This window comes from Nitritalea halalkaliphila LW7 (assembly GCF_000265075.1).
GTDB classification, from domain to species: domain Bacteria; phylum Bacteroidota; class Bacteroidia; order Cytophagales; family Cyclobacteriaceae; genus Nitritalea; species Nitritalea halalkaliphila.
Genome location: NZ_AJYA01000024.1, coordinates 80,012 through 105,761, shown reverse-complemented (window position 1 = coordinate 105,761; position 25,750 = coordinate 80,012). Strand labels below are relative to the sequence as shown.

The window sequence follows — 25,750 nt, the reverse complement described above, 5'->3', positions numbered from 1 at the left end:
GAGGTGGAAAAAAGGTGATAGGGTTACGCCTGAATTGCGCTTCCCAAGCGCAAATAACGGCTTTTCCCCCAAAAAGAAAAAAACACACCCCTCGGAAATGCATCCTGAGGGGTGAAGGCAAATAGGTTTGTATGTTGCATTTATAGGTTAGCAGCCAGCCAGTCCCCCACTGCAGAGGTGCTGTGTGCCTGCCCTTGGTCGGCGATATCCTCTGTCACGACTCCCGCCTCCAGAGATTTATTGACCACCGCCTTAATGGCCTCAGCTTCTTCCATCGCCCCGAACGCATACTCTAAAAGCATGGCAGCAGACAGGACCGTAGCTAAAGGATTCGCGATATTTTTCCCTGCCGCCTGTGGGTAGGAACCGTGTATCGGCTCGAAAAGCTTCACCTCGGCCCCTAGCGAAGCCGACGGCATCAGCCCCATGGAGCCCGAAATCACCGAAGCCTCATCGGTCAGGATATCGCCAAAAAGATTTTCTGTAATGAGTACATCGTAGGCTTTCGGCCACTGAATCAGACGCATCGCCACCGCATCCACGAACTCATAGGCCACCTCCACGTCTGGGTATTCGGGGGCCAGCTCTTGAACTGTCTCCCGCCACAGCCTCGACGTGGCCAGCACATTGGCCTTGTCCACGCAGGTGAGATGCTTACGTCGCTTCTGTGCCGCCTCGAAACCCATCCGCGCCAGGCGTGCGATCTCCTCTTTGGTGTACACATTTGTATCGAAGGCCTTCGTCCCCTGCTCATTTCTGCCCCTCGGCTCTCCGAAATAAATTCCAGAGGTGAGCTCTCGGAAAAAGACAAAATCCGTCCCCTCCACACGCTCTAACTTGAGCGGCGACTTATGGATCAAGGAAGGAAACGTAAACGTCGGCCGCACATTAGCGAAGAGACCTAAGGATTTGCGCATGCGCAGCAGTCCCTCTTCCGGTCGCACTTTCGCTTTGGGATTATTATCGTATTTCGGATCACCGATCGCTCCGAAAAGGACCGCGTCCGCCGCCTGACAGATGCGATGTGTTTCCTCCGGATAGGGATCTCCGTGCACATCGATCGCCGCCGCGCCCACCAGAGCCTCCTGATAGCTAATCTCATGTCCGAATTTTTTAGCCACCGCGTCCACTACTTTGACCGCCTGTGCGACCACCTCAGGGCCTATCCCATCCCCGGGTAAAAGTGCAATCGTTATTTTCATACCTGTATCTTGGTTTACTTACTCACTTCTTGATTCAGCACGACTTCCTCGGCTTCCGGCACCAGCCCGACGCTATTCAGCATCTTTTCTGTCGCCTTCATGGCTGCCACCGTCTGATCACTATCCAGTCCCTTGGTCTTAAAAATCCGACCAAAGTCCCAGGTAATCACCGTCTCCACGAAGGCATCCGTCTTGCCCCCCGGGGGAATCCGCACGTGATAATCCGTTAATTTAGGTAGGCGATAGCCTAGTTTTTTGTATATTTTCTTTACCGCCTGCATAAAGGCATCGTACTGACCGTCCCCGGAAGCATGCGCCTCATAGGCCTCACCGGCCAAAACCAACTTGAGCTGCACCGTAGGCTTCAGCCCCCTACTGTGGGTCATGTGATAGCCCTCGATGCGCACCTCCTGCTCGCCACTTTCCTGCTGGAGCACATCCGAAATGATGTAGGGAAGATCCTCCGTAGTTACCCGCTCCTTCCGGTCGCCCAGAGCGATGATCCGCGCAGTCACCTGCTTGAGCTCCTCCTCCTCTAAAGAAATCCCCAGCGCCTGAAGGTTTTTGAGGATATTCGCCTTCCCAGAGGTTTTTCCTAGGGCATATTGGCGCTGGCGCCCAAAACGCTCGGGCAGTAAATCATTAAAATAAAGATTTTTCTTCTGATCGCCGTCCGCATGGATGCCCGCCGTCTGGGTAAATACATTTTCCCCCACCACCGGCTTGTTCGCAGGGATATGCAAGCCCGAAAACTGCTCCACCAACTTGCTCACCCGATAGAGCTTTTGCTCCTGCAAGCCATGGCGAACCTGCGTGAAATCACTTAAAACGGCTAAAATACTTTCGATGGGAGCATTCCCAGCGCGCTCACCCAGCCCATTTACAGTGCTATGCAAGCCCGAAACACCCTGCTCCACCGCTTCGAGGACATTGGCCACGGCCAAATCATAATCATTATGCGCATGGAAATCGAAATGCACCGCAGGAAAATCCGCACAGAGCGCCCCGATGAATTCACGCACCTCTTTCGGTCGCAAAATCCCCAAGGTATCGGGAAGCATGATGCGCTCCACCTCTAAGGTCTGCAAAAACCGGATCAGACTACGCGTGTATGCCTGCGAATGCCGCATGCCACTGCTCCAGTCCTCCAGGTACACATTTACCCGCATCCCCGCCGCTCGTGCATGGCCGATCGTAGCGCTAATCCGTGCAAAATGCTCCTCTGGCTGCTGCCGCAACTGATGCTCCAAGTGGTTCAGAGAGCCTTTCGTGAGCAAGTTGAGCACCCGTGCCCCAGCCTCCTTCAGCCAGTCCACCGAGATGCTCCCATCCACGAAACCTAGCACTTCCACTCGGTCGAGAAAGCCCTTTTCCTCTGCCCAGCGCGTGATTTTTTGTACCCCGCGGAGCTCCCCCTCTGAGACCTTAGCGGATGCCACCTCGATCCGATCCACCTGCAGCTCCTCTAAGAGCAGCTTGGCAATCTGGAGCTTTTCACTCGGCAGGAAAGCCACCCCAGAGGTCTGCTCCCCGTCCCGCAGGGTGGTGTCCATTATCTCTATGCGCCTGTTATCCTCCTTCATATCGACCTCCGTAACTGCCCTGGGGCTTAACGCTGCTGCTCGAAGGCACGGATTTCCTCCTGCATGTGCAGCAGATAATCGATGTCATCAAAGCCATTTTTCATGTTTTCTTTCTTATAGCTATTGATCTCGAAGGCCTCCTCCGAGCCGTCCGTGAGCAGCCTGATGATCTGTGCCTCCAGATCGATTTCTACCTCCGCCTGTGGATCCGCTGCTACCGCAGCAAAGAGCTTGTCGGCAAACTCCACACTCACTGTCACCGGCAACACCCCGATATTCAGGCAGTTGTTTTTAAAAATATCCGCAAAGAAGCTGGAAACCACACAGCGGAAGCCATAGTCGTAGAGGGCCCACACAGCGTGCTCGCGGCTCGACCCTGAGCCGAAATTCTTTCCTGCCACCAGTACCTTTCCGGAGTAGGTGGCATCGTTTAGGACGAAATCTTCCTTCGGGCTGCCATCGGCATGATAGCGCCAGTCGCGAAATAAATTATCGCCAAAGCCCTTTCTTTCTGTCGCTTTTAAAAAGCGCGCGGGGATGATTTGATCAGTGTCCACATTTTCAGCTGGCAGCGGCACCATCGTGCTCCGCAGCTGGGTAAATTTATCGTAAGCCATAGGTTGTCTCGTTAAAATACTTCTCTCGGGTCAGCGATTTTTCCTGTCACAGCTACTGCCGCCACGGTAAGCGGGCTGGCCAAAAGGGTGCGCGCACCTGGGCCCTGCCGACCCTCGAAATTTCGGTTCGAGGTACTCACTGCATACTTGCCCGCAGGGATTTTGTCGTCATTCATCGCCAGACAGGCGGAACAGCCCGGCTGCCTTAACTCAAAGCCTGCTTCCTCTAAAATGGCCACTAAGCCTTCTTGCTGCGCCTGCTTCTCTACTTCGCGAGAGCCTGGCACGATCCAGGCAGTGATGTTAGGCGCCTTTCGCTTGCCTTTCACAAAGTGCGCCACGGCTCGGATATCTTCGATGCGGCCATTCGTACAGCTGCCCACGAAGACATAATCCACCTCACGTCCCTTAATCGGCTGCCCGGCTTCGAAGCCCATATACTGCAGCGATTTCACATAGGAAGCCTGCTCGCTACCACTGAAGCGCGAAACTTCCGGGACGGCAGCTCCGATTTTAATGCCCATGCCGGGATTCGTTCCGTAGGTGATCATGGGCTCTATATCCGCCGCATCGAAAACATACTCTTTGTCGAAGACGGCATCTGCATCGGTGCGTAGCGCAAGCCACTCGGCCTTAGCCTGCTCCCAGGCCTCCCCCTTCGGCGCATACGGTCTACCCTCTAGGTAGGCAAAGGTGGTGGCATCCGGTGCGATTAGGCCACCACGGGCACCCATCTCGATGCTCATGTTGCAAATAGTCATTCGGGCTTCCATACTCAGGCTTTCGATCGCTGAACCAGCATATTCGATGAAGTAGCCCGTGCCTCCACTCGCAGAAATCTGCGCGATGATGTAAAGGATGATGTCTTTGGCGCTCACGCCAGGGCCCACTTCGCCTTCCACCCGGATGCGCATCTTCTTGGCCTTGGCCTGCATGATGCACTGAGTCGCCAGCACCATTTCCACCTCAGAGGTACCGATTCCGAAGGCGATCGCTCCGAAGGCCCCATGCGTGGAGGTATGGCTGTCGCCACAAACGATCGTCATCCCCGGCTGCGTCACACCTAATTCCGGGCCGATCACATGAACGATCCCATGATGATCGCTCCCTAAATCATGCAGCTCGATGCCATACTTGCGGCAGTTTTCGCGGAGCTTTTCCACCTGCATGCGGGAAAGCGCATCTTTAATCGTCTTATCCTGATCTACCGTAGGGACATTATGATCTGGGGTAGCGATGGTGCGCTCTGGATACATGACGGGAATCCCACGCTTTTCCAGATTAAGAAAGGCGACGGGACTGGTCACCTCATGGATAAAATGCTTATCGATGAAGAAAACATCCGGCCCCCCCGGAACACTGCGGATGACATGAGCATCCCATATTTTATCAAATAATGTTTTCGCTGCCATATTACTTCGTGGCCAAAGCCTTTTCTTTAACAGGTATTTTATTTAACGCATCCACGAAAGCCTGCGCAGATGCACGGACGATATCCGTATCCGAAGCAAAGCCATAGAAAGGAACCTTGCCCTTCATCAGCCGCATGTGTACTTTCGCCTGGTCATCACTGCCGGCCGTAATGGCCTGGATCAGGAATTCTTCCAAAATGATTTGGGGCTGCACGATAGATTCTATCGCTTTCAGCGCCGCATCTACAGGCCCATTCCCTGTGGCGCTGGCATGCTGTAAGGCTTCGCCCACGCGCAGGGAGACTGTAGCTTGAATATGTCCATTCGAGCTGTAGGTTAATTGCTCAAGGGTGATCAGGTGCGACTCATCCATGTACTTGCCCACTAGGCCCATCAGTCCTTAGGGCCGATGTCGCGCTTTTTATCCGCTAGCAAAAGAAAGTCCTCATACACCAGACGCAGCTCCTCTCCCTCTAAGTGCACCCCCAGGGCATCCAAATGATGCTTCAGCGCCGCCCGACCACTTCTGGCAGTAAGCACGATGGAAGATTCATGTACGCCAACGGACTGCGGATCGATGATTTCGTAGTTTTCTCGATGCTTCAGCACTCCATCCTGGTGAATGCCGGAGCTATGCGCAAAGGCATTTCTTCCCACGATGGCCTTATTTGGCTGAACGGGCATGTTCATCAACTTGGACACCAGCCTGCTCGTCTCGTAAATCTTAGGGGTATGAATGTCGGTTTTGACAGGAATCGCATGGTGACACTGTATGGCCATCACCACCTCTTCCATAGACGTGTTTCCAGCCCGCTCACCGATTCCATTAATCGTTACTTCCACCTGTCGTGCACCCTGCTGCACCCCTGAAATGGTATTGGCCGTGGCCATGCCTAAGTCATTATGGCAGTGGGTAGCGATGATGGCCTTATCGATATTCGGCACCTCATTTTTTAAATGTCGGATGATGGCACCATACTGTTCAGGCAGGCAGTAGCCCGTCGTATCGGGAATATTCACTACAGTGGCGCCGGCCTTGATGGCTTGCTCTACGATCCGCGCGAGAAACTCCTTGTCCGCACGGCCTGCATCCTCAGCATAAAATTCCACATCTTCCACGAAGCGCTTCGCAAACTTCACTGCCTGCACGGCCCGCTCGATGATGGCCTCCGGAGTGGAGCGTAGCTTATACTGAATGTGATAGGGAGAAACCCCGATTCCCGTATGTATTCTCCCCTTTTTCGCGTAGCGAAGGGCCTCCGCTGCGACCTCTATGTCCTTCTCTACAGCCCGGGAGAGTGCACAAATAATCGGTTCGCTTACGGCCTTCGAAATCGCGACGACCGAATTAAAATCTCCCGGGCTGGAAATCGGAAAGCCCGCTTCTATAATGTCCACTCCCAGCGCTTCGAGCGCGCGTGCCACCACGATTTTTTCCTCTGTATGCAGCTGACAACCGGGCACTTGCTCCCCATCACGCAGGTCGTATCGAAAATCCATAGCTTATCACTCATCATCCGTTATTTTCAGGTCTTAACTGACGGACGGTAGCTCCCGCCTGCCACATCTCAGATTCTCTTAATTCCTTTAATTCCTCCTCTAGCTTCGCACGATAATCCGATTTACTATTGGAATCAATCGACTTCTGCGCCTCTTGGCCGGTTTTTACGCTTTCATAGAGCGATTCAAAAACAGGCTTAGTGGCATCACGGAAAGGCTTCCACCAGTCTAAGGCACCTCGCTGTGCGGTGGTGGAGCAGTTGGCATACATCCAGTCCATTCCATTTTCTGCCACCAGCGGCATTAGGCTTTGCGTCAGCTCCTCTACCGTCTCATTAAAGGCCTCAGAAGGACTGTGCCCATTCGCGCGAAGCACCTCATACTGTGCAGCGAAGATACCCTGAATGGCCCCCATCAGCGTTCCGCGCTCCCCTGTAAGGTCGGAAGTCACCTCCTTATAAAAATCTGTTTCGAACAGGTAGCCCGAACCCACACCGATTCCAAGGGCGATCACACGCTCACGCGCACGCCCTGTAGCGTCCTGATAAATCGCGAATGAAGAATTAAGCCCGCGGCCCTCCACAAACATCCTTCTTAAGGAAGTGCCTGAACCCTTCGGCGCCACTAAAATCACGTCCACATCTGCTGGCGGAATGATGCCTGTTTTCTCCTTATAAGTCACACCGAAACCATGCGAAAAATAAAGCGCTTTCCCTGGGCTAAGATGCTTTTTTACCGTTGGCCAAAGGGCTATCTGCCCGGCATCGGAGAGCAAAAACTGTAAAATCGTACCCTTCTCACAGGCTTCCTCCAGCTCGAAAAGCGTCTCTCCCGGCACCCAGCCATCGGCTACGGCCTTGTCCCACGTTTTGGAATCCTTCCGCTGCCCCACGATGACGTTAAAGCCATTGTCTTTCAGATTGAGCGCCTGCCCAGGTCCCTGAACGCCATAGCCTAAAACAGCGATGACCTCATCTTTTAATACCTCCTGGGCTTGTGCTAAAGGAAATTCTTCACGTGTTACCACGTTCTCTTCTACTGATCCGAACGTTAATTTCATAAGTAATTAGGTTTTATGGTTTGATGTTATAAATAAGCATTGATAGTCTCCATCGGCTTGGCCACAGCCACACGCCCGGAGCGGGCAAACTCTAAAATTTCATACGCTTTCAGCAGCTCTAGCAGCTGCTGCGTTTCTTCTTTATGGCCTGTAAATTCCAAGACGACAAATTCCGGCTCCGCCGCAATGATGTGGGCATTAAACTGCCGAATCACACTTTCTAAGCCCGCATCCAGACAGCGGGTGGGAATTTTATACAAAGCGATTTCCTGATACACCACTTCCTCATCTAGGTAGTAAAAAGCCTTTACCACGTCGATGATTTTCTCGATCTGCTTGGTAAGGTGGACGATCTTCTCCTCCGTGGTCGTCACCTCTATGGTGATCTTATGTATGCCGTCCTGCCGGCTTTCGGAGGCTGTAAGTGCATCGATATTAATCCCCCTCCGGGTGAAAATAATGGTGATGCGGTTTAAGATTCCGATAAAATTCTCTGTAAAAACAGAAATAGTATAACGTTTCATACGGGTTAGTTTAGGCCAAGCGAACTTCATCCACAGCACATCCAGTAGCAATCATCGGGAAGACATTGTCCTCTTTTTCTACCACGACTTCTAAAAAGGAAGGTCCTTCCTCGAAAAGCATCTCTGCCACCGCTTCTCGCAGTCCCTCCCGCGTCGTCACCTTGCGGGCCTTAATGTTGTAGGCTTCCACGATCTTTATAAAATCTGGATTTTCTAGCTCGGTAAAAGAATACCGCTTGTCAAAAAACAGCTGCTGCCACTGCCGCACCATACCGAGGTAATTGTTGTTTAAAAGCACCATCTTCACAGGAGCCTTGGTCTGCATAATCGTTCCCAGCTCCTGAATCGTCATCTGGATGCCACCGTCTCCCATCACGCAGATCACCTGCCGCTTGTAATCGTGTAGCTGCGCACCTAAGGCGGCTGGCAAGCCAAATCCCATCGTGCCCAAGCCGCCAGAAGTGATATTCGTTCTTCCCTGCTGGAATTTAAAATACCTCCAGGCGATCATCTGATGCTGCCCCACATCCGTAACCAGCACAGCATCATCTGTCTTAAAGGCATTAATATGGTGCATCACCTCACCCATAGTCAGGCCTGGCTTGCAGGGCTTCAAATCCCCGCAGACGACTTGCTCATATTCTTGCGCCTCCAAGGCGCGAAACTCCGCCAGCCACTCCGGATGCGCGTTAGGCTTCACGGCCTCCGTCAGAGCCGCTAAGCTCAACTTACAATCCCCCTGAATGGCTACAGTGGTTTTTACATTTTTATCTATTTCGGCGGGGTCTAGCTCTAAATGAATTACCTTCGCCTGTCGTGCGTACCGCTTTAAATCGCCTGTCACCCGGTCATCGAAACGCATCCCCACAGCGATTAAAACATCGCACTTGTTGGTAAGCAAGTTCGGCGCATAGTTGCCATGCATGCCTAATTTTCCTACATAGCAGGGATGATCTTCGGATAAAGAGCCCGTTCCCAGTAAGGTAGCCGCGGAAGGTATGCCAGTTTTTTCTACAAATGCCCTCAACTCTTCATCTGCCTCACCGATAGACACCCTTGGCCAAATAACAGGTAAGGACGCTCTGCTGCATCGATTAAGGCCGCTGCTTCTGCCACCCGCTCCGCACTAATCGGCACATAAGGTCGGTAACTCCGAATGTAGGTGCAGGGCGTGTACTGCATTTCTGCCAGCTCGATTTGTGCATTTTTCGTGATGTCGATAAGCACTGGACCAGGCCTGCCGCTTCGCGCGATGTGGAAGCCCTTCGCGATCGCTGGTGCGATATCTGCCGCGTGGCGCACCTGATAGTTCCATTTCGTGCCCGGCATGGAAATTCCCACCACATCTGTTTCTTGGAAAGCATCCGAACCGAGCAGGTGAGCCGCCACCTGTCCTGTGATACAGACTAAAGGTGTACTGTCGATTAAGGCGTCAGCCAGCCCTGTGATCAAATTCGTCGCACCAGGCCCGGAAGTAGCCAGCGCTACACCCACTTTACCTGAAACGCGCGCATAGCCCTGTGCCGCATGAATAGCTCCCTGCTCATGCCGCGTAAGCACATGCTTGATGCGCTCATGATAGTCGTATAAGGCATCATAAACGGGCATGATGGCCCCCCCGGGATAGCCGAAGATGTATTCCACCTGCTCGGCTATCAGCGACTGAACGATGATATCTGCTCCTCTGATCATAAAATTAGTGGTTAAAGATTAGTCTTGATCTGTCACACAGCCTTCAGAGGCCGTGGCAACTAATCGATTGTATTTTTTAAGTGTTCCCTGTAAGCCCTTCGGCTGTCGAGGTGTCCAAGTCTTTTTCCTTTGCGCCAGCTCCTCCTCACTTAGATCGACTGAGAGCGTAAGCCCATCCGAAGCGATCGTGATCAGATCGCCATCCTGCAGCAGCCCGATGGGTCCTCCCAGATAGGCTTCTGGTGTCACATGCCCCACCACAAAACCGTGGGTACCTCCCGAAAAGCGGCCATCCGTAATCAAGGCCACCTCTGAACCCAAGCCTGCTCCGATGATCATACTTGTGGGTTTTAACATCTCCGGCATTCCGGGGCCTCCCTTGGGACCTACATAGCGAATGACCACGACATCGCCCGCCTGTACCTGCTTGTCTCGAATGGCTGCATTTGCCTCCGCCTCGGAGTCATACACCTTAGCTGGCCCTTGGAAGGCTTTGCCCTCCTTACCGGATATTTTGGCGACAGCCCCCTCTGGGGCCAAATTCCCCTTTAAAATACAGAGGTGACCAGTCGGCTTAAGGGGCTGCTCTAAAGGGCGAATGGCATTCACCGTAGAAGGGATAATCGGACTGATCGCCGCTAAATTTTCCGCTACGGTTTTACCCGTTACCGTCAGACAGTCTCCATGGAGAAGGCCCTTATCCAATAGATAGCGCATAAAAGCGGGCAGGCCACCCTGCTCATGAAGATCTTCCATCAAAAATTGTCCGCTTGGCTTGAAATCGCCGATGACAGGGGTTTCCTCGTTGATCCGTCGAAAATCTTCCAGGGTAAAGGGCACTCCAGCGGTACGTGCGATGGCGAGAAGGTGGAGCACCGCATTTGTGCTACCGCCCAAAAGTACGACCACACGAACGGCGTTTTCCAAACTCTTTCGGGTGACGATGTGCGAGGGACGAATGTCGGCAGCAATCAGGCGCTTGATAGCGGCGGCAGCTTCGGCACACTCCGCTTGTTTCTCTGGGGACATCGCTGGATTCGTACTGCTATAGGGCAGGGACATGCCCATAGCTTCCGCCGCAGAACTCATCGTATTCGCCGTGTACATGCCGCCACACGCTCCTGCGCCGGGGCAGGCGTTTCGGATGACGCCATCGTAGTCCTCCTCTGAAATCTCACCCTTTAGGCGCTTGCCGAAGGCCTCAAAAGCAGAAACTATATTTAATTTCTCTCCCTTATAGAGTCCCGAGGCGATGGTACCCCCATACACCATGATACCGGGACGATCTGTACGGAGCATGCCCATAATAGCACCTGGCATGTTTTTATCACATCCCGCCACCGTGATGGAAGCGTCGAAAGAATGTCCACAAATAAAAGACTCCACCGAATCGGCGATTATCTCTCGCGAAACCAAGGAGTACCGCATCCCTAAGGTCCCCATAGAGGTTCCATCAGAGATACCGATGGTATTAAAAACAAGACCTGTCAACCCTTCTTTCCGTGTCGCTTCACGGATGGAGGCTGCCAGGTCATTTAGATGCATGTTACAGGGATTACTCTCATAACCGCAGCTTCCGACACCCACGAAGGGCTGGTTCATCTGCTTATCACTCATGCCAGTGGCATATAACATGGCCTTGCCTGCTGGATGCTCGGGATTCTGACTGATCTCCCAACTATGTCGTTTCATGTCGTTCATGTGCTACTTTGCCTGCTGTAATCGGTATAAAAAAAGTGCCTGTGTAGGAGGCACTTCCCGATTATAGTTGTTAGATAGGTAAAACAGTGCCTCAGTTCATTTTACTAATGAGCAGTAGAAGAATAAAGAGGACGCTGATTACGTGGTACATGTGTTGTTTCTGTTGTAATGGTGATACAAACATAAGGGGTTAATTCGAGATTTCACAAACATTTATTTCATTTTTTACCTTTTTAATAATTTTTTAGTGCTGCCAAAAAGCACTTTTGCAAAATAATATTCACTATCGATAATTTTTTTAAGACTTTATTCTTGAATCCCCTAAAAAAACCCCAGCAGAACCAAACAATGTTTCGATTGTATAGTTGCTAAAAAAAATATGGATACCATTACAGTTTTGGAAATATAAAATAAAGTTTATCGAATTTTCGTTAACGCACTCGCCCTTTTCCTCGAATGTCGTTCACGAACAAAAAACCGCTTCCTACGCACATAAAATACATTTTCAAGCAGACCACGCCCTTTTTCCCTATCTTTACCCGAAAAAAAGATGCTTGCCTTTCCCAACGCAAAAATCAATCTTGGCCTTTCCATTACAGCAAAACGCTCAGATGGCTATCATGAAATCGAAACCTGCATGGTACCCATCGCCCTGCATGATGCACTGGAAATCGTCGAAAGCAAGCAGCAGCGCTTTTTTGCCCATGGCATCCCCATTCCGGGAAATGAAAAGGATAACTTAATCCTAAAAGCATACCGTTTACTTAAAAAAGACTTCCCCTCCCTTCCCGAGGCAGAAATCCACCTGCTAAAAAAAATCCCTATGGGCGCGGGACTTGGAGGTGGATCTGCAGACGCAGCCTTTGCACTTACGCTAATGAGTAAGCTGTTCAACTTACACCTCGAGGACTGGCTGTTAGAAGAATATGCCGCTAAATTAGGAAGCGACTGCCCTTTTTCATTCAGAACACGCCTAAAATCGCAACAGGTAGAGGGGAGATTTTAAACCCCATCCAATTACCGACTCAGGAAGGCCACCTGGTGCTGATCTATCCACAGGTACACGTCAGTACCCGCGAAGCATACGCTGGCATACGTCCTAAAAAGCCGGCCTTTGTTCTCCAAGAGGTGCTGACCAAGCCGGAAAGCTGGAAGGAACAACTTATAAACGATTTCGAGCAGGGCATTTTTGAACTACACCCTGAGCTTGCTCAAATAAAAGAAACCCTCTACGCGGCAGGTGCCTGGTATGCGGCCATGTCCGGTTCTGGCTCCACCATGTTCGGCATTTTCGAACAAGGGCCCCCACCTATGGACTGGCCAAGGCACTATCAGGTGTTTACCTTGCCGTGGAAGTGGTAAGCGCAGGCTACAGACCTAACTTATCCATAATTTTGCCCTTCGGGCAAAGGTAAAGCCTTACGGGCCCTGAACCACCTGGTTAGCTTCTTAGAGGAACTGTTTTATTAGCTCTTCAACAGCTTAGCGATAGACCTACGCTGTAAAAAATCATCATCCAAGACGTGTAAATCATACATCCGAGTTCCATCTAATCGGAATAAGAAAGGTGTAGGCAATTCTACAAACCTGGACTGCACATTATAAACGTTGTGCTGTAATTTATATACTTTTTTAAATAAATTTACCCGCTGCTCCTCTTCGAAGTTGGTAATAACATGCACAGCGGGATTCTCCCTAACTTGTGAAAGTATCTCTAATTTGCATGTTTCGCAGGTTAATGCATCATCAAAATAGAGGTACCAGACCTCCGTTGAATGGGTGGAAGCGTGAAAGTCTATTTTTTCATAATAACTCGCAAACCAAGAGTAGATTTTTAACGTGTAGGCTTCGTCATTTTGCGGCCCACGCTCACATGAGATCAGAAAAAGTGCCGAAATAAAGAAAAGAACAGAAATTCGCATAGCACATTATAGCGTTAAGGTTAAGAAAGTGATGAGGCCATTTGATCCTGTTTGGACGTCCTTAGCCAGTTCATAAAAAGTTTTATGCTTACTTCTAAATTCCAAAGAATCGCTTGTGTTAAAATATGTTTTTAACATATTATCTACCAGCTCTGAAGACATTACCTTTACTAGATGCTCCTGGTCCATCGCTACAACGTCGCCTATGAGTAAAAAATTTTGCGTAACGGAACGATCGAATGAAAGGGCCTTATCCGTCGTTAGATCTATATAAACCTCTCTTAACTGTGGCATACCATACCTAAAATATAAGAACCTATCGGAACAATAGAAGTCATGGAGACCAAGCGTCAGTCCATTTGTAATAGCATAATCTAAGGCCTTATCTAATTTGGAATTACGCCTCGAATATTTGAATGCATCCGGAAGTTGATACTTCCCGAAGTCTATGGCAAATTTTGCACGGAGTCTTTGATCCTCCATCATCACTTCATAAATAGTATCATTAAAGAGCTCACTAAAAAAAATCTTAATCGCCGTTTCGTGAAAACGATAACGCTCCCTTATAATCATAATTTTTCAATCTCTCGTGGATCTGAAGTGCGCTTTTTAATGTTGAAAAACCACTCTCTACAAAGGATATATTGTTACAGCCATTTAAATTGCCACAGTGATTGGCGTGCATGGCGATATAGTGATCCTCCACTTTTTCAAAGGTATCAAAATAGGTGCTTATATCCAGCGGGACTGCCTGAATAAATGCTCCATTATTTCTATTATACGTTAAAATTTTCTTCCCTCCAAAGTCTAAAATATCGAGTGTCTGCGAATCGGAGCTTACTGTAAAATCACGGATTTCTCGGTATTCTTCAGGACCTTCACCAAGACTGGCTATTTTAAACAAAAATTCACCATTTTCATTAAATACAAAAAGAGAGTGGGTCAGCGTCTTGTCTAAAACAAAGATGTTTCCTCCTGCTAGTGACACTTTATCATAACTCCCAATAAAAATATCCGCTCCACCTTCCAGTTGGACAACTTTTTGCACTTCAAGTAAACTATCTAAAACGTATCTTTTCTGAAAAGGGATCTCTTCTACCCGTATAAGCACCTCATCTCCAGTCAGGTTCTGATAGCTCATAAACGCATCCTTACGCCCACATGCAAAGGAAAAAAAAATGAACAATTTAATGAAAATGTATTTATTCGACATCGTATTATATAAATAAATCAAAAAAGGCCCCATTAAATAATGGGAGCCTTATACTTAATTTCAATTGCAACCAGGAAACAAAGAAAATCCAGATTGTGAATTATCACATGTTGCAAAGGCCCAAGTGCAGTTTTTCATGACACCCACTGGATCTGTTCCATATTCTAAAGTAAAACCCATAGGCATATCTAATCCTAGAACATCAAGTCCTCCGTGAAAAAACGTTCCATATGCTATAGTTGAGGACAATTCTTTACCATATGTGGTACCTGATAGCGCTTTTTCTTGATTAATAGTCATTATCGTAAAAATAACAACAATAATCTTAAATGAAAATAATCTAAAAACAAACCTTTTCATAGTTTTTTTTTAAGTTGGATCGTAAAAAAATAAAAGTAATTCAGCGCTAAACACACTGTAATATAGACCTATCCGCATCGAAAAATAAGTGATATAAGAAAACATATCAGCAAAAAAAAAAACGATCATAACCCGTTGATTATCAGGTGAAAAAAAAACAAGATTTCAACTATTATAAAAGAACCTGTACACCCTATACATACACTATTCAATCTTTTATACCCAAAAACGAACGCTACACACCTTTATGCACGAGGGTAAAGCTTCGCAGCTGTAGCAGCACGTCGCGCTTGCCGCTTGCGGTATAGAAATTGAACCAAGGGATATAGCAGCACGGAAATCAAAATAATAAGCGTCCCCAAGTAAAAGCCCGGGGTCATCTGCTCCTTCTCCCCGAAGATCAAAACAGCCAAAACAATCCCGTAAACAGGCTCCAAATTGATGGTTAAATTCACCGCAAAGGCGGTAATTCTCCTCATCAGCTCCACCGAAACGGCGAAAGCGTACACCGTACAGACCCCACCTAACAGGAACAACCAAAGCCAATCCAGTCCCTTAGGCAGCAGCTGCAGTCCTTCTTCAGCGAAGTACATGCTGTAAATCGGCATGCATAGGAGCGTGAACAGGCAGGCACCCAGCATTTCATAAAATGTTAGCGTGTAAGGCTCATGTTTTTTGGTCAATTTACTGTTGATCACCGAAAAAACAGCACCCAAGAATGCCGAAGCGATAGCCATGCTTAGCCCCAACCAGTAGCCCCCTTCAAAGCGGAAAATCACATACAGCCCTGAAATCACCATAAGCCCCAGCAGCACCTCATACCATTTGACCTTAGACTTATAGGCGAAGGGCTCGATAAATGCCGTCCAGAGAGAGGTTGTCGCCATTCCAGCCAGACAGACCGAAGCAGTCGAAGCCCGTGCTGCGCCGAAGAAAAGCACCCAGTGCAGCCCGATCAACATGCCCGTCCCGATAATACGAATGAGAGAGGCGCGGGAAAGCCGCAGGCTTTGGCTCCGCCAAAGAAAAAAACCACCGATGGCCACTACGGCCAATAGTGTACGGTAAAAGACGATCTCTAAGGCCGGGAGGCTAATCAACAAGCCCAGAATGGCCGTAAACCCCCAGATGAGCACGATAAAGTGCAGCATGGCATAATCTTTTAGGCCAGCAGAAGTCGGAGCAGTAGACATTAGCGCGGTACTGTTTTATAAAGTGCTAAGCCGGTGACAGCGAACACGATATTCGGTAGCCAAACGGCTAAAATTGGGTAGGCTGTTCCTGCCTCAGCGAAGGTCTTGGAAAGCAGAAAGAGAATGATATAGATAAAGGCCAAAAAGAAGCCTAAAGCGATCTGAAAGCCCGAGCCTCCACGCGTCTTCTTCGAAGAGACAATAACACCGATGAACGTTAAAATAATCGCTGCAAAGGGCGACATATACCGCACATAGCGCTCAATCTTGTAGTAGTTGACATTATCAGCCCCACGCTCTTCTAAAATTTTTATTTGCCGGGACAGCTCGGGGGTCTTCAGCATTTCGTGGTGATTGAGTGGCAGGTCGAAGTCATAAGGCGTGATAGACAGCACTGTATCTAAGGACTCCCCCACTTCATAGCGCTCACCCCAGTCCTCTAGCGAGCGGATGCGGTAGTTTTTTACCGACCAGACCCGCTTCGCTGTATCCCATACGATGCGATCTGAAGACAGCTTGGCATGTAAAATCCCATCCTCTATATGTTCTAGGGTGAAATTATACCCCGTATTGCTACTCGTGTAATAGCGGGAGATAAAAGCATAGTGATGGGCTGCCACCTTCACGTGGATATTAGACTCATTATAATATTTGTCATCATCCAGGTAGCGTGCCTTAAAGCTTGTCACACCCTCGGTAGCTACGGGCAGCACCCAGCCGTTTAGGAAAAAACTAGCCGTACCGATTAATGCCGCGCTAAAAAAGAAAGGCACGAGCATGCGCACGAAGCTGGTGCCGCTACTTAGGATCGCGATGATTTCCGTGCGTCCAGCCATGCGCGAGGTAATAAAAATCACGGATATAAAGACCGTGATCGGCGTGAGAAGATTATTCAGGTACAGCCCATAATTCAGCAGGTACTTGATAATCTCTCCTGAGGGGACTTCATTTCGAATAAACGTATCATTTTTCTCGGTGAAATCCAGTACGAGGACCACCAGAACAAGTAAAAACACCACGAAGAGGTAGGTCTTCAGGAAGTCTTTTATGATGAGTTTATCGAGTAATTTCATAGTTTATAATCTTCGGCTAACCACTTCTACCATACGGTTTTTCCAGCCCGCAAAGGTGCCCGCCTGAATTTGCGCCCGCGCCTCTCCCACCAGCCACAGGTAGAAGCTCAGATTATGGATGCTAGCGATCTGGGAGGCTAAAATCTCCTTAGAAATCACCAGATGACGCAGATAGGCCTTAGAATAAAACTGGCTCACATAAGAAGGGAAGCCACTATCGATCGGAGAAAAGTCCGATTTCCACTTTTCGTTCCGAATATTTATAATCCCTTCCGTGGTAAAGAGCATGCCATTCCGTGCATTTCGTGTGGGCATCACGCAGTCGAACATATCCACGCCGAGCGCGATATTTTCGAGGATATTCGCCGGCGTTCCCACACCCATGAGATAACGTGGTTTATCCCGTGGCAGTATGCGGTTTACATGATCGGTCATCTCATACATCATCTCTGCCGGCTCCCCCACCGATAGGCCGCCGATGGCATTGCCCTCGCGCTCACAGGAAGCGATAAACTCGGCAGACTGGGCGCGTAGATCCTTATAGGTGGAGCCCTGAACGATCGGAAAAAGACTTTGGGCGTAGCCATAATGCGGCTCCGTCTGATCCACTCGCTCGATGCAGCGCTTCAGCCAGCGATGGGTCAGCTGCATGGACTGCTCCGCATATGCGTAGGTGGAGGGATAGGGGGGACATTCGTCAAAGGCCATGATGATATCCGCTCCGATGGTCCGCTCGATGTCCATGACCCCCTCCGGTGTAAACAGGTGCTTGGAGCCATCGATGTGAGACTTAAAGGTCACACCCTCCTCCGTAATTTTCCGGCTTTGGGCCAGCGAAAACACCTGATAACCGCCACTGTCCGTTAAAATCGGCTTGGACCAACCATTAAACCGGTGCAAGCCTCCCGCCTGGCGGAGCACCTCCAGCCCCGGCCGCAAATAGAGGTGGTACGTATTACCGAGAATGATTTGGGCCTGAATATCCGCTTCCAGCTCGCGGGTGTGCACCGCTTTGACCGTTCCGGCAGTGCCTACGGGCATAAAAATAGGGGTAAGAATCTCGCCATGATCGGTCTGGAGGCGACCAGCACGTGCCTGCTTTTAGGATCTTCGTGTTCTAAAGTAAATTTCATCTCGGGGTTTCCTACTGTAAAGAAGTGCACAAAAATAGGCTTTATTCATGAGCTTTCACATAGCGCGCGCCCTACTTCATGGGATCGAGCAGAAATAAGGCTTTGGATAACAGAAAAAAATGTAATTTTGTAGATTAGCTTAGCGCAAAGAGAATAGGTATTCTTTTTGTCGTTATTTATATCATGCAGAAAACCTTCCTGAACTAATTCGGGTAAAAAGAGGTAATGTAAATGGTTCTAACCTAAATTTAGCTGCTAAATAGATGGAAAATAAGCTGGTGGGGCTTCAAGCCGAGAACGAAACAACTATGGATGTAAATGAGCGAAATTTTTCGAACAAGGCTTTAGAGGATTTTGACCTTATCGACCAGGCGGTAAGTGGCAAAGACCAGCAGGCGTATGCGACGCTGATGAAACGCTATAAAAAGGCCGTCTTCTTCATGGTGCTTAAAATGATTCGGGATGCTGATGATGCGGAGGACTTAACGATGGAGGCTTTCGCCAAAGCCTTTAAAAACCTGCATAAGTTTAAAAAAGACTACACCTTTAGCACCTGGCTTTTTCGGATAGCCACGAATAATACCATCGATTTTATCCGCAAGAAGAAGCTGAAGACCATGAGCTTGAATACCACCCTCAGCGATGATGGAGGAAATAGTGTGACGATCGATGTGGAAGATGACGACAATAATCCCCAAGATGAGTTCATCCGTTCCCAGCGTATCGAGATGGTGCGCATCTTCGTGGATAAATTACCAGCTAAATACCGTAAGCTGGTCAAGCTCCGCTACTTCGATGAGCTTTCCTATGAAGAAATCGCTGTGGAGCTGGAAAAACCCCTCGGAACAGTGAAGGCGCAGCTTCACCGCTCTCGCGAGCTGCTGCTAGAGATCGCCAGAGAAAAGAAAAAACATATCTAAGCCTGCGAAAAAACAAAAAAAATCTTTAATTTCGCTAGACTTTCAAACCTTAAAGAGGCACGTCACGAACACGTGCCTCTGTCTTTTTCATTAACAAACTTGAAATAGGCGGACTTTTTGTGGATATTAGGAGTTGACAAACACTCATTTTATTATAAAATCCATAAAACAACCCAAATGACGGAGAGAAAAATCCAGCGTTTGCTTGTGGCGAACCGTGGGGAAATCGCCATACGCATTTTTCGAGCAGGTTCTGAGCTAAAAATTCGAACCGTAGCCATCTACACCCATGAAGACCGCTATTCTTTACACCGCTATAAGGCGGACGAGGCCTACCAGATCGGTAAGGAACACGACCCCCTGAAGCCTTACCTGGATGTAGAAGCCATCATTCAGCTCGCTAAAGACAAGAAGATCGATGCCATCCACCCTGGATATGGCTTTTTATCCGAAAATGTCCGCTTCGCCCGACGCTGCCGAGAGGAAGGTATCCTCTTCGTAGGCCCCTCCCCGGAAGCCATGGAAAAACTGGGCGACAAGGTGGCGGCGAAGAAAATCGCCCGCGAATCGGAAGTTCCTGTAATCGAAGATTCCTTGGTGGACCTACAGGATGCGGAGCTGGCCCTCGCAGAAGCCGAGCGCATCGGCTTTCCGGTCATGCTAAAGGCCGCCTCCGGGGGTGGGGGCCGAGGAATGCGCGTAGTACGCGAAGCTTCCGAGCTAAAAAAATCCTTTAAAGAGGCCAGTAATGAGGCCTTAAAAGCGTTCGGAGAGGGAACAGTCTTTATCGAAAAGTACATCGAAAACCCGAAACATATCGAGGTACAGGTTCTCGGTGACCAGCACGGAAATATCGTGCACCTCTACGAACGGGACTGCTCCGTACAGCGCCGCTTCCAGAAAGTGGTAGAAGTAGCGCCCAGCCCTACCCTCTCCCAGGCCACGAAAGATAAACTCTACGCCTATGCCTTAAAAATCGCCCATCATGTGGGCTACTATAATGCTGGAACCGTGGAATTTCTCGTGGATAAAGAAGAAAACGTGTACTTCATCGAAGTCAACCCAAGGATCCAGGTAGAGCATACCATCACAGAAGAAATTACGGGTATCGACATCGTCCGCTCCCAGTTGCTCATCGCGCAGGGCCACCCCCTCTCCTTCCCTGGCATCTACCTCAGCAGCCAAGAGGATGTGAAAGTAAATGGCTTCGCGATTCAGTGCCGCGTGACGACAGAAGATCCTACGAACAATTTTCAGCCTGACTTTGGCACCATCATCGCCTACCGAAATGCCGCGGGAATGGGCATCCGCCTCGATGAGGGCAGCTCCTACTCTGGGGTGACCATCTCCCCTTTCTTTGACTCCATGCTGGTAAAGGTCTCCAGCTGGGGCAGAACATTGCGCGGAGCCGCAGAACGCCTCGACCGTGCGCTTTCCGAGTTCCGCATCCGTGGGGTAAAAACGAACATTCCCTTCCTCCAAAATGTGGTCAAGCACCCCATCTTCGTGAGGGGGGAGCAGACCGTTTCCTTCATTCAGGATCATCCCGAGCTCTTAGAATTCCCAAAGGGGAAAGACCGCGCTACCAAATTGCTGCGCTACCTCTCTGATGTCATCATTAACGGTAATCCGGACGTGAAAACCATCCAAGAAGACAAGGTCTTTCGCTCTCCTGTGGTGCCGGACTTTGACCCTTACAGCCCCTTTCCGAAAGGTACGAAGGACCTGCTGACAGCGCTCGGTCCCGATGGCTTCAGCCAATGGGTGAAGGAGCAGCGCCCAATTTTATATACGGACACCACCTTCCGGGATGCCCACCAGTCGCTCCTGGCCACCCGCATGCGGACTACGGACATGCTGGCGATCGCCGAAAGCTATGCGCGCCACCATCCAGAGCTCTTCTCCGTGGAACTTTGGGGTGGAGCCACCTTCGATGTATGCATGCGCTTTCTGAAGGAGGATCCCTGGGAGCGCTTGCGCAAATTACGGGCGGCTATGCCCAATATCCTGACACAAATGCTCTTTAGGAGCTCAAATGCGGTAGGCTATACCTCTTACCCGGATAACTTGGTAGAGCGTTTCATCGAAGAGGCGGCAGGAAATGGCATGGATGTTTTCCGCATCTTCGATTCCCTAAACTGGACCGAAAACATGGAAATCAGTATCCGAGCGGTGCGGGAGCGGACACAGTCGCTGGCAGAGGCTTGCATCTGCTACACTGGAGACATCAGCAATCCTGAGAAAACCAAGTTCACGCTAGACTATTACATCGAGGTAGCTAAAAAGCTGGAGGACATGGGTGCCCACATCCTCTGTATCAAGGACATGGCAGGGCTGCTTAAGCCTTATGCAGCGGCAGAACTGATCGACAGCTTGAAGCAGCATGTGCAGCTTCCGATTCATCTGCATACTCACGACACATCCAGCATTCAGAGTGCCACTTACCTAAAGGCCATCGAGGCGGGCGTGGACATCGTAGATGTGGCCATCAGCAGTATGAGTGGCTTGACCTCTCAGCCCAACTTTAACTCTCTGGTGGCCATGATGCAGGGCCATGAGCGGGAACAAAAAATCGATCTGGGCAGCTTAAATCGCTTTGCCAACTACTGGGAGGATGTACGTGAGCTGTACTATCCCTTCGAAAGCGAGTTGAAGGCAGGCACAGCCCAAGTCTACGAAAATGAAATTCCGGGTGGGCAGTATTCGAATTTGCGCCCTCAGGCGCGCGGCCTGGGCATCGAACATAAATTCGAGACGATTAAAGAGAACTACCGTGTGGCGAACATGCTGCTAGGGGATATCGTGAAGGTAACGCCTTCCTCGAAAGTGGTGGGTGACCTGGCGCTGTTTATGACCTCGAATGGCTACACAGCGCAGGATCTGCTAAGTCGCGGTGAATCCCTCTCGTTTCCAGATTCGGTGATCAACTTCCTGAAGGGGGACTTGGGTCAACCTTATGGCGGCTTCCCGAGGGATTTCCAAAAAATCGTTTTGAAAGAAGTGCAACCCTATACCCACCGACCTAATGAGCTGCTAGAGCCGATCGACTTTGAGCGCGAGCTGCCAGCTTTCCAAGAGAAATTCGGTAAGGAAAAGGGCATCTGTGACTTCCTCTCCTACTCGCTTTATCCGAAGGTATATCAGGAGTTTCACAGTTTCTGTGAAAACTACGGAAATGTGCTCCCACTGCCTTCTAAAGCCTTCTTTTATGGCATGAAGCAGAATGAGGAGATCGTGTTTGAGATTTCCCCAGGTAAGAAAATCATCGTCAAATACCTGAACGTAACCGCGCCAGATGCAGAGGGTAAGCGCTATGCCTTCTTCAAGCTAAACGGACAGAATCGACAGATTCAAGTACAGGATCAGCAGGTGCTCGTGGAAACGGTGAAGCATGAAAAAGTAGCGAAGGAAGGGGATGTAGGAAGCCCTTTACAGGGCAAATTGACCCAGATCCTCGTAAATCGTGGCGATCAGGTGGAGAAAAACGATCCGCTTTTCCTTATCGAGGCCATGAAAATGGAAAGTACGGTGGTGGCGCCTTTTGCAGGCACGATCGAGGAGATCATGCTGCGGGAAAACACCATGGTACAGCAGGACGACCTGGTCCTTCGGTTGAAATAAAACCCTGTGGTAAGTAGTTTATGCGCAAATGAGGCCATGCACTGCGGTAGTTATGCCGCGGTGCATGGCTTCCTTATTTTACATTAGGTCGCAAAAAAAGCCGAGAAGCCTAAATAAACGCTTGTTTTTCATGGCTATTCGTAGAATTTCCTGAAATAAAAGTATCTTTGTTCCGATAAAGGAATTTTTATGCGAGCTTATTTAGCGATCTTATTGGCGGCACTCCTGCTCTTCACCAGCTGTAGCAGTGCTACTCTTATTCAATCCACACCCGGTGGAGCGAAACTTTACCTGAACGATGAGCTGGTAGGAACCACGCCACATAAACATCGGGACACACGCATCGTCGGGAGCGTCACGGATGTACGTCTGGAATTAGAAGGCTATGCCCCTTTTTACAGCTACTTCGCACGCGATGAGGAAGTGGATGTAGGCGCCATCATCGGCGGGATATTTTTCCTCGTCCCCTTCTTATGGACCATGAAATACAAGCCAAGCCGCATGTATGAACTCACCCCGCTTTCGGAACTGGATCCGCTCGAACAGCATCTACAGGAGGGACCGAAGCAAGTGTTAAAAGAAGCCGAGGCCATCTCCAATCTGGAGCAGCGCCTTCGGAAGCTAAAAGCCCTATTCGATGAGGGCCTGATCACAGAGGCCGAATACGAAATGGCCCGTAAACGTGCGCTCGAGGAGATGTAAAAAGAGGGGTAAAGCGAGTGGGCTTCGCTAAGTTTTGGCCAGCGGCCGGCTCCTCAAAGACTGTGCATACACATAGTCGTCCATGACATAGCCCGCTCCGATGTCGATGACCTCTTCCCGAATGCGCGTAAACCCGATCCGCTCGTAGAAACGAATGGCGGAGACATTGTACTTGTTGACATTTAAAAACACCGCTGCACTACCCGCCTGTAAAGCAAGTTCCTGAATAAAAGTAAAGAGGGAGCGACCGATTCCTGTCCCCTGCCGCTCAGGTAGTAGGTAGGCCTTATGAATCTTGGTGGCTGTGGCGCCTGCAGGAAGGTCTCTTAGCTCCTCAGGAGGAGAAAGGGCATGCTGAATGCCAAAAAATCCTATAGGCACTTCTTCGCCAGACGTGTACACCAAATAAAAACGGTGCCCCTCAGCTGCCTGCGCCGCTAAATGCGCCGGTGCGTACATCCAGTCCAACATATACGTCAGCTGTTGCGGGCTGAGTATCTCCCCAAAGGTATGGGGCCAGATGCGATGCGCTAGATCGGTAATGTATTCCAGCGCTTCCTCAGGAGCCTGCTGAAAAGATACCTGTACAGATTTAGAAGAAGAGGTTTGTTCCATTTTTTATCGCTGCATACACTACACAAAGCACTGACGGAATAACTATTTTGCGCTACGCCGCACTCCTCACGCGGGCAGCCGTAGGACGAGAGACTGCAGGGGAGCCAGGTCCACCCGAATAGTGGCCCGATCCTCCACCTGAAGTGCTGGCATGGACACCCCTTCCAGCAGTTCCTCCACCGCGTAGGTGCCCGGCTTCCAGGCCCAGGTGCGCACCAGTTCTTCTGGCAGCTGCAGCTCGAAACCATAACTATCCGAAGCGCTAAAATTACTTACTACGAGGATACGCTCCTCACCCTGCCAGCGCACAAAGCTGTACACGCGATCGTTATACCACTTGGTATGCTGCCTATTAAAGCCATGCAGCGAAGCATAGGACCCAGAAAATGCCGGCTCCTTTAGGGTAAGTTGCAAAAGTTTTCGGTAGTACGCGCGCAGCTCTCGCTCCTCCGTGGACAGCTGTCCCCCATCGAAGGCGCCACCATTCATCCAGCGCTGATGGTGAGGCACGCCGATGTAATCGAAAATCGAGGTGCGACTCGGCTTTCCAAAGCCCGCATCTTCAGCACCCGGCTCGCCCACTTCCTGCCCAAAATACACCATGACCGGCCCGCTGTCCAGCAGTGCAGAAAGCACCATGGCAGGAAGGGCCGCCTGCGCATTCCCCGCGAACTCAGGCTGGCGATACGCTGCTCATCATGATTTTCTAAGAAATGCAACATGTGAGGATGGATATCTGCGAGGTCCTGCTGCACTTTTTCGATGGCATCAGTGGAGCCTTTGCCCTGAATAATGCCTTTTAAGGTATCGTACAAAGCCACCTTATCGTACAGAAAATCCATTTTACCGCTGTAAATGTAATCGCGATACACCGAAGGGTTATAAATTTCCGCCAGCAGGAAAGCTTCCGGGTTCTTCACCTTGATCGCACTGTTCAGATAAGACCAAAACTCCACAGGGACCATTTCCGCCATATCGTACCGGAAGCCGTCCACGCCCTTATCCATCCAGAAAAAGGCGATATCCCTCCATTTTTTCCATGAAGCCGGCACATCTTGTTTCTCCCAAAACGCGAGGTGCTCCGCCGCGTCTGCCTGGCTGTAGCCTTCCGGCAAAGCAGGGAAATCCCGTGTCCCGTCTGGCCGGACGCCATAATTGACCTTCACCGTCTCGTACCAGTCGTAGAAATGTGGCTTGGCATCACGCGCTCCATTCCCTGTCCATTTGGCGGGATTTTCGTCGAACTTACCATCAGCAAGTGGATGCGCTTCCCCTCCGAGCGGTCGGTAGCCCGCTAAGGGATCGGGCACTTGGAAGGCCTCGCCAGGGATGTAATAAAAATCATTATCCCGCGCATAGGCGACCGAAGTGTCATCATCAGCCCCAAAGTCGCGCACCCCCTCTGGCTTGCCCAAACTTTCGTACTTGCGCGCCACATGGTTGGGTACGATATCGATAATAACCCGCATTCCTGCCGCATGGGTACGCTGCACCAGGGCCTCGAATTCTTCCATGCGCCGCTCCGGATCCACGGCCAGGTCTGGATTCACTTGGTAATAATCCTTCACCGCATACGGAGAGCCCGCCCGTCCTTTTACCACGTCAGGATCATCTGCCGAAATACCCAGCGCACTGTAGTCCCGAATCAGCGCATGATGCGGCACTCCTGTGTACCAGATATGCGTCACGCCGAGGTCCTTAATTTCA

General features: G+C 50.1%; 21 protein-coding genes and 3 pseudogenes. 5 read left to right on the top strand and 19 right to left on the bottom strand.

What is annotated here, in order from left to right; genetic code table 11:
* Positions 1–140 precede the first annotated feature (140 nt).
* The 9 genes and pseudogenes from leuB to ilvD all read right to left on the bottom strand — a co-directional run bounded on the left by leuB (position 141) and on the right by ilvD (position 11,291).
* On the bottom strand, positions 141–1,202 hold the full coding sequence (leuB, locus tag A3SI_RS09490; protein ID WP_009055428.1) for a 3-isopropylmalate dehydrogenase: 1,062 nt from the start codon (positions 1,200–1,202) through the stop codon (positions 141–143).
* A gap of 14 nt (positions 1,203–1,216) precedes the next feature.
* Positions 1,217–2,785 (bottom strand): alpha-isopropylmalate synthase regulatory domain-containing protein, encoded by a 1,569-nt coding sequence (locus tag A3SI_RS09485; RefSeq protein ID WP_040670597.1) that lies wholly within the window; start codon positions 2,783–2,785, stop codon positions 1,217–1,219.
* 26 nt (positions 2,786–2,811) lie between these two features.
* Entirely contained in the window at positions 2,812–3,402 is a 591-nt protein-coding gene (gene leuD, locus A3SI_RS09480) for a 3-isopropylmalate dehydratase small subunit (protein ID WP_009055425.1), read from the bottom strand.
* An 11-nt stretch (positions 3,403–3,413) separates the two neighbouring features.
* A complete protein-coding gene (leuC, locus tag A3SI_RS09475; protein WP_009055423.1) occupies positions 3,414–4,814 on the bottom strand; it encodes a 3-isopropylmalate dehydratase large subunit in 1,401 nt (466 codons plus the stop codon).
* Position 4,815: 1 nt separating this feature from the next.
* Positions 4,816–6,328 (bottom strand): annotated as a pseudogene (locus A3SI_RS09470) (2-isopropylmalate synthase).
* The gene (gene ilvC, locus A3SI_RS09465) at positions 6,328–7,374 is read right to left on the bottom strand and encodes a ketol-acid reductoisomerase (protein WP_009055421.1); all 1,047 of its coding nucleotides are present in this window, start codon (positions 7,372–7,374) and stop codon (positions 6,328–6,330) included. Before ilvC ends, A3SI_RS09470 begins: the two are co-directional and overlap by 1 nt.
* 26 nt (positions 7,375–7,400) lie before the next feature.
* The gene (ilvN, locus tag A3SI_RS09460; RefSeq protein WP_009055419.1) at positions 7,401–7,898 is read right to left on the bottom strand and encodes an acetolactate synthase small subunit; all 498 of its coding nucleotides are present in this window, start codon (positions 7,896–7,898) and stop codon (positions 7,401–7,403) included.
* Positions 7,899–7,908: 10 nt separating this feature from the next.
* Positions 7,909–9,590, bottom strand: a pseudogene (ilvB, locus tag A3SI_RS09455) (biosynthetic-type acetolactate synthase large subunit).
* Positions 9,591–9,608: 18 nt separating this feature from the next.
* Positions 9,609–11,291, bottom strand: coding sequence for a dihydroxy-acid dehydratase (ilvD, locus tag A3SI_RS09450; protein ID WP_009055415.1), 1,683 nt, complete (start codon positions 11,289–11,291; stop codon positions 9,609–9,611).
* 550 nt (positions 11,292–11,841) lie between these two features.
* Here ilvD and A3SI_RS22610 point away from each other — a divergent pair.
* Both A3SI_RS22610 and A3SI_RS22605 read left to right on the top strand, forming a co-directional pair.
* Positions 11,842–12,297 (top strand): 4-(cytidine 5'-diphospho)-2-C-methyl-D-erythritol kinase, encoded by a 456-nt coding sequence (locus A3SI_RS22610; RefSeq protein WP_316929153.1) that lies wholly within the window; start codon positions 11,842–11,844, stop codon positions 12,295–12,297.
* A 35-nt stretch (positions 12,298–12,332) separates the two neighbouring features.
* Positions 12,333–12,653 (top strand): 4-(cytidine 5'-diphospho)-2-C-methyl-D-erythritol kinase, encoded by a 321-nt coding sequence (locus A3SI_RS22605; RefSeq protein ID WP_316929152.1) that lies wholly within the window; start codon positions 12,333–12,335, stop codon positions 12,651–12,653.
* 104 nt (positions 12,654–12,757) lie between these two features.
* Here A3SI_RS22605 and A3SI_RS09440 read toward each other — a convergent pair whose 3' ends face one another.
* The 7 genes and pseudogenes from A3SI_RS09440 to tgt all read right to left on the bottom strand — a co-directional run bounded on the left by A3SI_RS09440 (position 12,758) and on the right by tgt (position 18,185).
* Positions 12,758–13,213, bottom strand: coding sequence for a hypothetical protein (locus tag A3SI_RS09440; protein ID WP_009055414.1), 456 nt, complete (start codon positions 13,211–13,213; stop codon positions 12,758–12,760).
* Between the two features lie 6 nt (positions 13,214–13,219).
* Positions 13,220–13,786, bottom strand: coding sequence for a hypothetical protein (locus A3SI_RS09435; RefSeq protein WP_009055413.1), 567 nt, complete (start codon positions 13,784–13,786; stop codon positions 13,220–13,222).
* Entirely contained in the window at positions 13,743–14,354 is a 612-nt protein-coding gene (locus A3SI_RS09430; RefSeq protein WP_162098442.1) for a 6-bladed beta-propeller, read from the bottom strand. Before A3SI_RS09430 ends, A3SI_RS09435 begins: the two co-directional genes overlap by 44 nt.
* 132 nt (positions 14,355–14,486) lie before the next feature.
* Positions 14,487–14,786 carry a hypothetical protein gene (locus A3SI_RS09425; RefSeq protein ID WP_009055410.1) on the bottom strand — a complete coding sequence of 100 codons (300 nt, stop codon included), beginning with the start codon at positions 14,784–14,786 and terminating at the stop codon, positions 14,487–14,489.
* 245 nt (positions 14,787–15,031) lie between these two features.
* Positions 15,032–15,979, bottom strand: a complete 948-nt coding sequence (locus tag A3SI_RS09420; protein WP_009055408.1) for a DMT family transporter — start codon at positions 15,977–15,979, stop codon at positions 15,032–15,034.
* A complete protein-coding gene (locus A3SI_RS09415; protein WP_009055407.1) occupies positions 15,979–17,052 on the bottom strand; it encodes an LptF/LptG family permease in 1,074 nt (357 codons plus the stop codon). Before A3SI_RS09415 ends, A3SI_RS09420 begins: the two co-directional genes overlap by 1 nt.
* Before the next feature lie 3 nt (positions 17,053–17,055).
* Positions 17,056–18,185: pseudogene (gene tgt / locus A3SI_RS09410) on the bottom strand (tRNA guanosine(34) transglycosylase Tgt).
* A gap of 308 nt (positions 18,186–18,493) precedes the next feature.
* Here tgt and A3SI_RS09405 point away from each other — a divergent pair.
* From A3SI_RS09405 to A3SI_RS09395, 3 genes are all read left to right on the top strand, one after another.
* Entirely contained in the window at positions 18,494–19,105 is a 612-nt protein-coding gene (locus A3SI_RS09405) for an RNA polymerase sigma factor (RefSeq protein WP_040670614.1), read from the top strand.
* A gap of 177 nt (positions 19,106–19,282) precedes the next feature.
* Entirely contained in the window at positions 19,283–22,726 is a 3,444-nt protein-coding gene (locus A3SI_RS09400) for a pyruvate carboxylase (protein ID WP_009055401.1), read from the top strand.
* 189 nt (positions 22,727–22,915) lie between these two features.
* Positions 22,916–23,428: an SHOCT domain-containing protein gene (locus A3SI_RS09395; protein ID WP_009055399.1), complete on the top strand. Its 513-nt coding sequence runs from the start codon at positions 22,916–22,918 to the stop codon at positions 23,426–23,428.
* Between the two features lie 27 nt (positions 23,429–23,455).
* Here A3SI_RS09395 and A3SI_RS09390 read toward each other — a convergent pair whose 3' ends face one another.
* The 3 genes from A3SI_RS09390 to A3SI_RS09385 all read right to left on the bottom strand — a co-directional run bounded on the left by A3SI_RS09390 (position 23,456) and on the right by A3SI_RS09385 (position 25,746).
* Positions 23,456–24,043 (bottom strand): GNAT family N-acetyltransferase, encoded by a 588-nt coding sequence (locus tag A3SI_RS09390; RefSeq protein ID WP_009055397.1) that lies wholly within the window; start codon positions 24,041–24,043, stop codon positions 23,456–23,458.
* Between the two features lie 66 nt (positions 24,044–24,109).
* Positions 24,110–24,553: an alpha amylase C-terminal domain-containing protein gene (locus A3SI_RS20745; protein WP_238531702.1), complete on the bottom strand. Its 444-nt coding sequence runs from the start codon at positions 24,551–24,553 to the stop codon at positions 24,110–24,112.
* On the bottom strand, positions 24,529–25,746 hold the full coding sequence (locus A3SI_RS09385) for an alpha-amylase family glycosyl hydrolase (protein ID WP_449406405.1): 1,218 nt from the start codon (positions 25,744–25,746) through the stop codon (positions 24,529–24,531). The genes A3SI_RS20745 and A3SI_RS09385 overlap by 25 nt, the downstream gene beginning before the upstream one ends.
* Between the last annotated feature and the right edge of the window lie 4 nt (positions 25,747–25,750).

Bases quoted from the DNA above. Each gene is read 5' to 3' on its own strand.
- leuB (WP_009055428.1), bottom strand. From the start codon at position 1,202: ATGAAAATAACGATTGCACTTTTACCCGGGGATGGGATAGGCCCTGAG.
- A3SI_RS09485 (WP_040670597.1), bottom strand. From the start codon at position 2,785: ATGAAGGAGGATAACAGGCGCATAGAGATAATGGACACCACCCTGCGG.
- leuD (WP_009055425.1), bottom strand. From the start codon at position 3,402: ATGGCTTACGATAAATTTACCCAGCTGCGGAGCACGATGGTGCCGCTG.
- leuC (WP_009055423.1), bottom strand. From the start codon at position 4,814: ATGGCAGCGAAAACATTATTTGATAAAATATGGGATGCTCATGTCATC.
- ilvC (WP_009055421.1), bottom strand. From the start codon at position 7,374: ATGAAATTAACGTTCGGATCAGTAGAAGAGAACGTGGTAACACGTGAA.
- ilvN (WP_009055419.1), bottom strand. From the start codon at position 7,898: ATGAAACGTTATACTATTTCTGTTTTTACAGAGAATTTTATCGGAATC.
- ilvD (WP_009055415.1), bottom strand. From the start codon at position 11,291: ATGAACGACATGAAACGACATAGTTGGGAGATCAGTCAGAATCCCGAG.
- A3SI_RS22610 (WP_316929153.1), top strand. From the start codon at position 11,842: ATGCTTGCCTTTCCCAACGCAAAAATCAATCTTGGCCTTTCCATTACA.
- A3SI_RS09440 (WP_009055414.1), bottom strand. From the start codon at position 13,213: ATGCGAATTTCTGTTCTTTTCTTTATTTCGGCACTTTTTCTGATCTCA.
- A3SI_RS09435 (WP_009055413.1), bottom strand. From the start codon at position 13,786: ATGATTATAAGGGAGCGTTATCGTTTTCACGAAACGGCGATTAAGATT.
- A3SI_RS09430 (WP_162098442.1), bottom strand. From the start codon at position 14,354: ATGAGCTATCAGAACCTGACTGGAGATGAGGTGCTTATACGGGTAGAA.
- A3SI_RS09425 (WP_009055410.1), bottom strand. From the start codon at position 14,786: ATGAAAAGGTTTGTTTTTAGATTATTTTCATTTAAGATTATTGTTGTT.
- A3SI_RS09420 (WP_009055408.1), bottom strand. From the start codon at position 15,979: ATGTCTACTGCTCCGACTTCTGCTGGCCTAAAAGATTATGCCATGCTG.
- A3SI_RS09415 (WP_009055407.1), bottom strand. From the start codon at position 17,052: ATGAAATTACTCGATAAACTCATCATAAAAGACTTCCTGAAGACCTAC.
- A3SI_RS09405 (WP_040670614.1), top strand. From the start codon at position 18,494: ATGGATGTAAATGAGCGAAATTTTTCGAACAAGGCTTTAGAGGATTTT.
- A3SI_RS09400 (WP_009055401.1), top strand. From the start codon at position 19,283: ATGACGGAGAGAAAAATCCAGCGTTTGCTTGTGGCGAACCGTGGGGAA.
- A3SI_RS09395 (WP_009055399.1), top strand. From the start codon at position 22,916: ATGCGAGCTTATTTAGCGATCTTATTGGCGGCACTCCTGCTCTTCACC.
- A3SI_RS09390 (WP_009055397.1), bottom strand. From the start codon at position 24,043: ATGGAACAAACCTCTTCTTCTAAATCTGTACAGGTATCTTTTCAGCAG.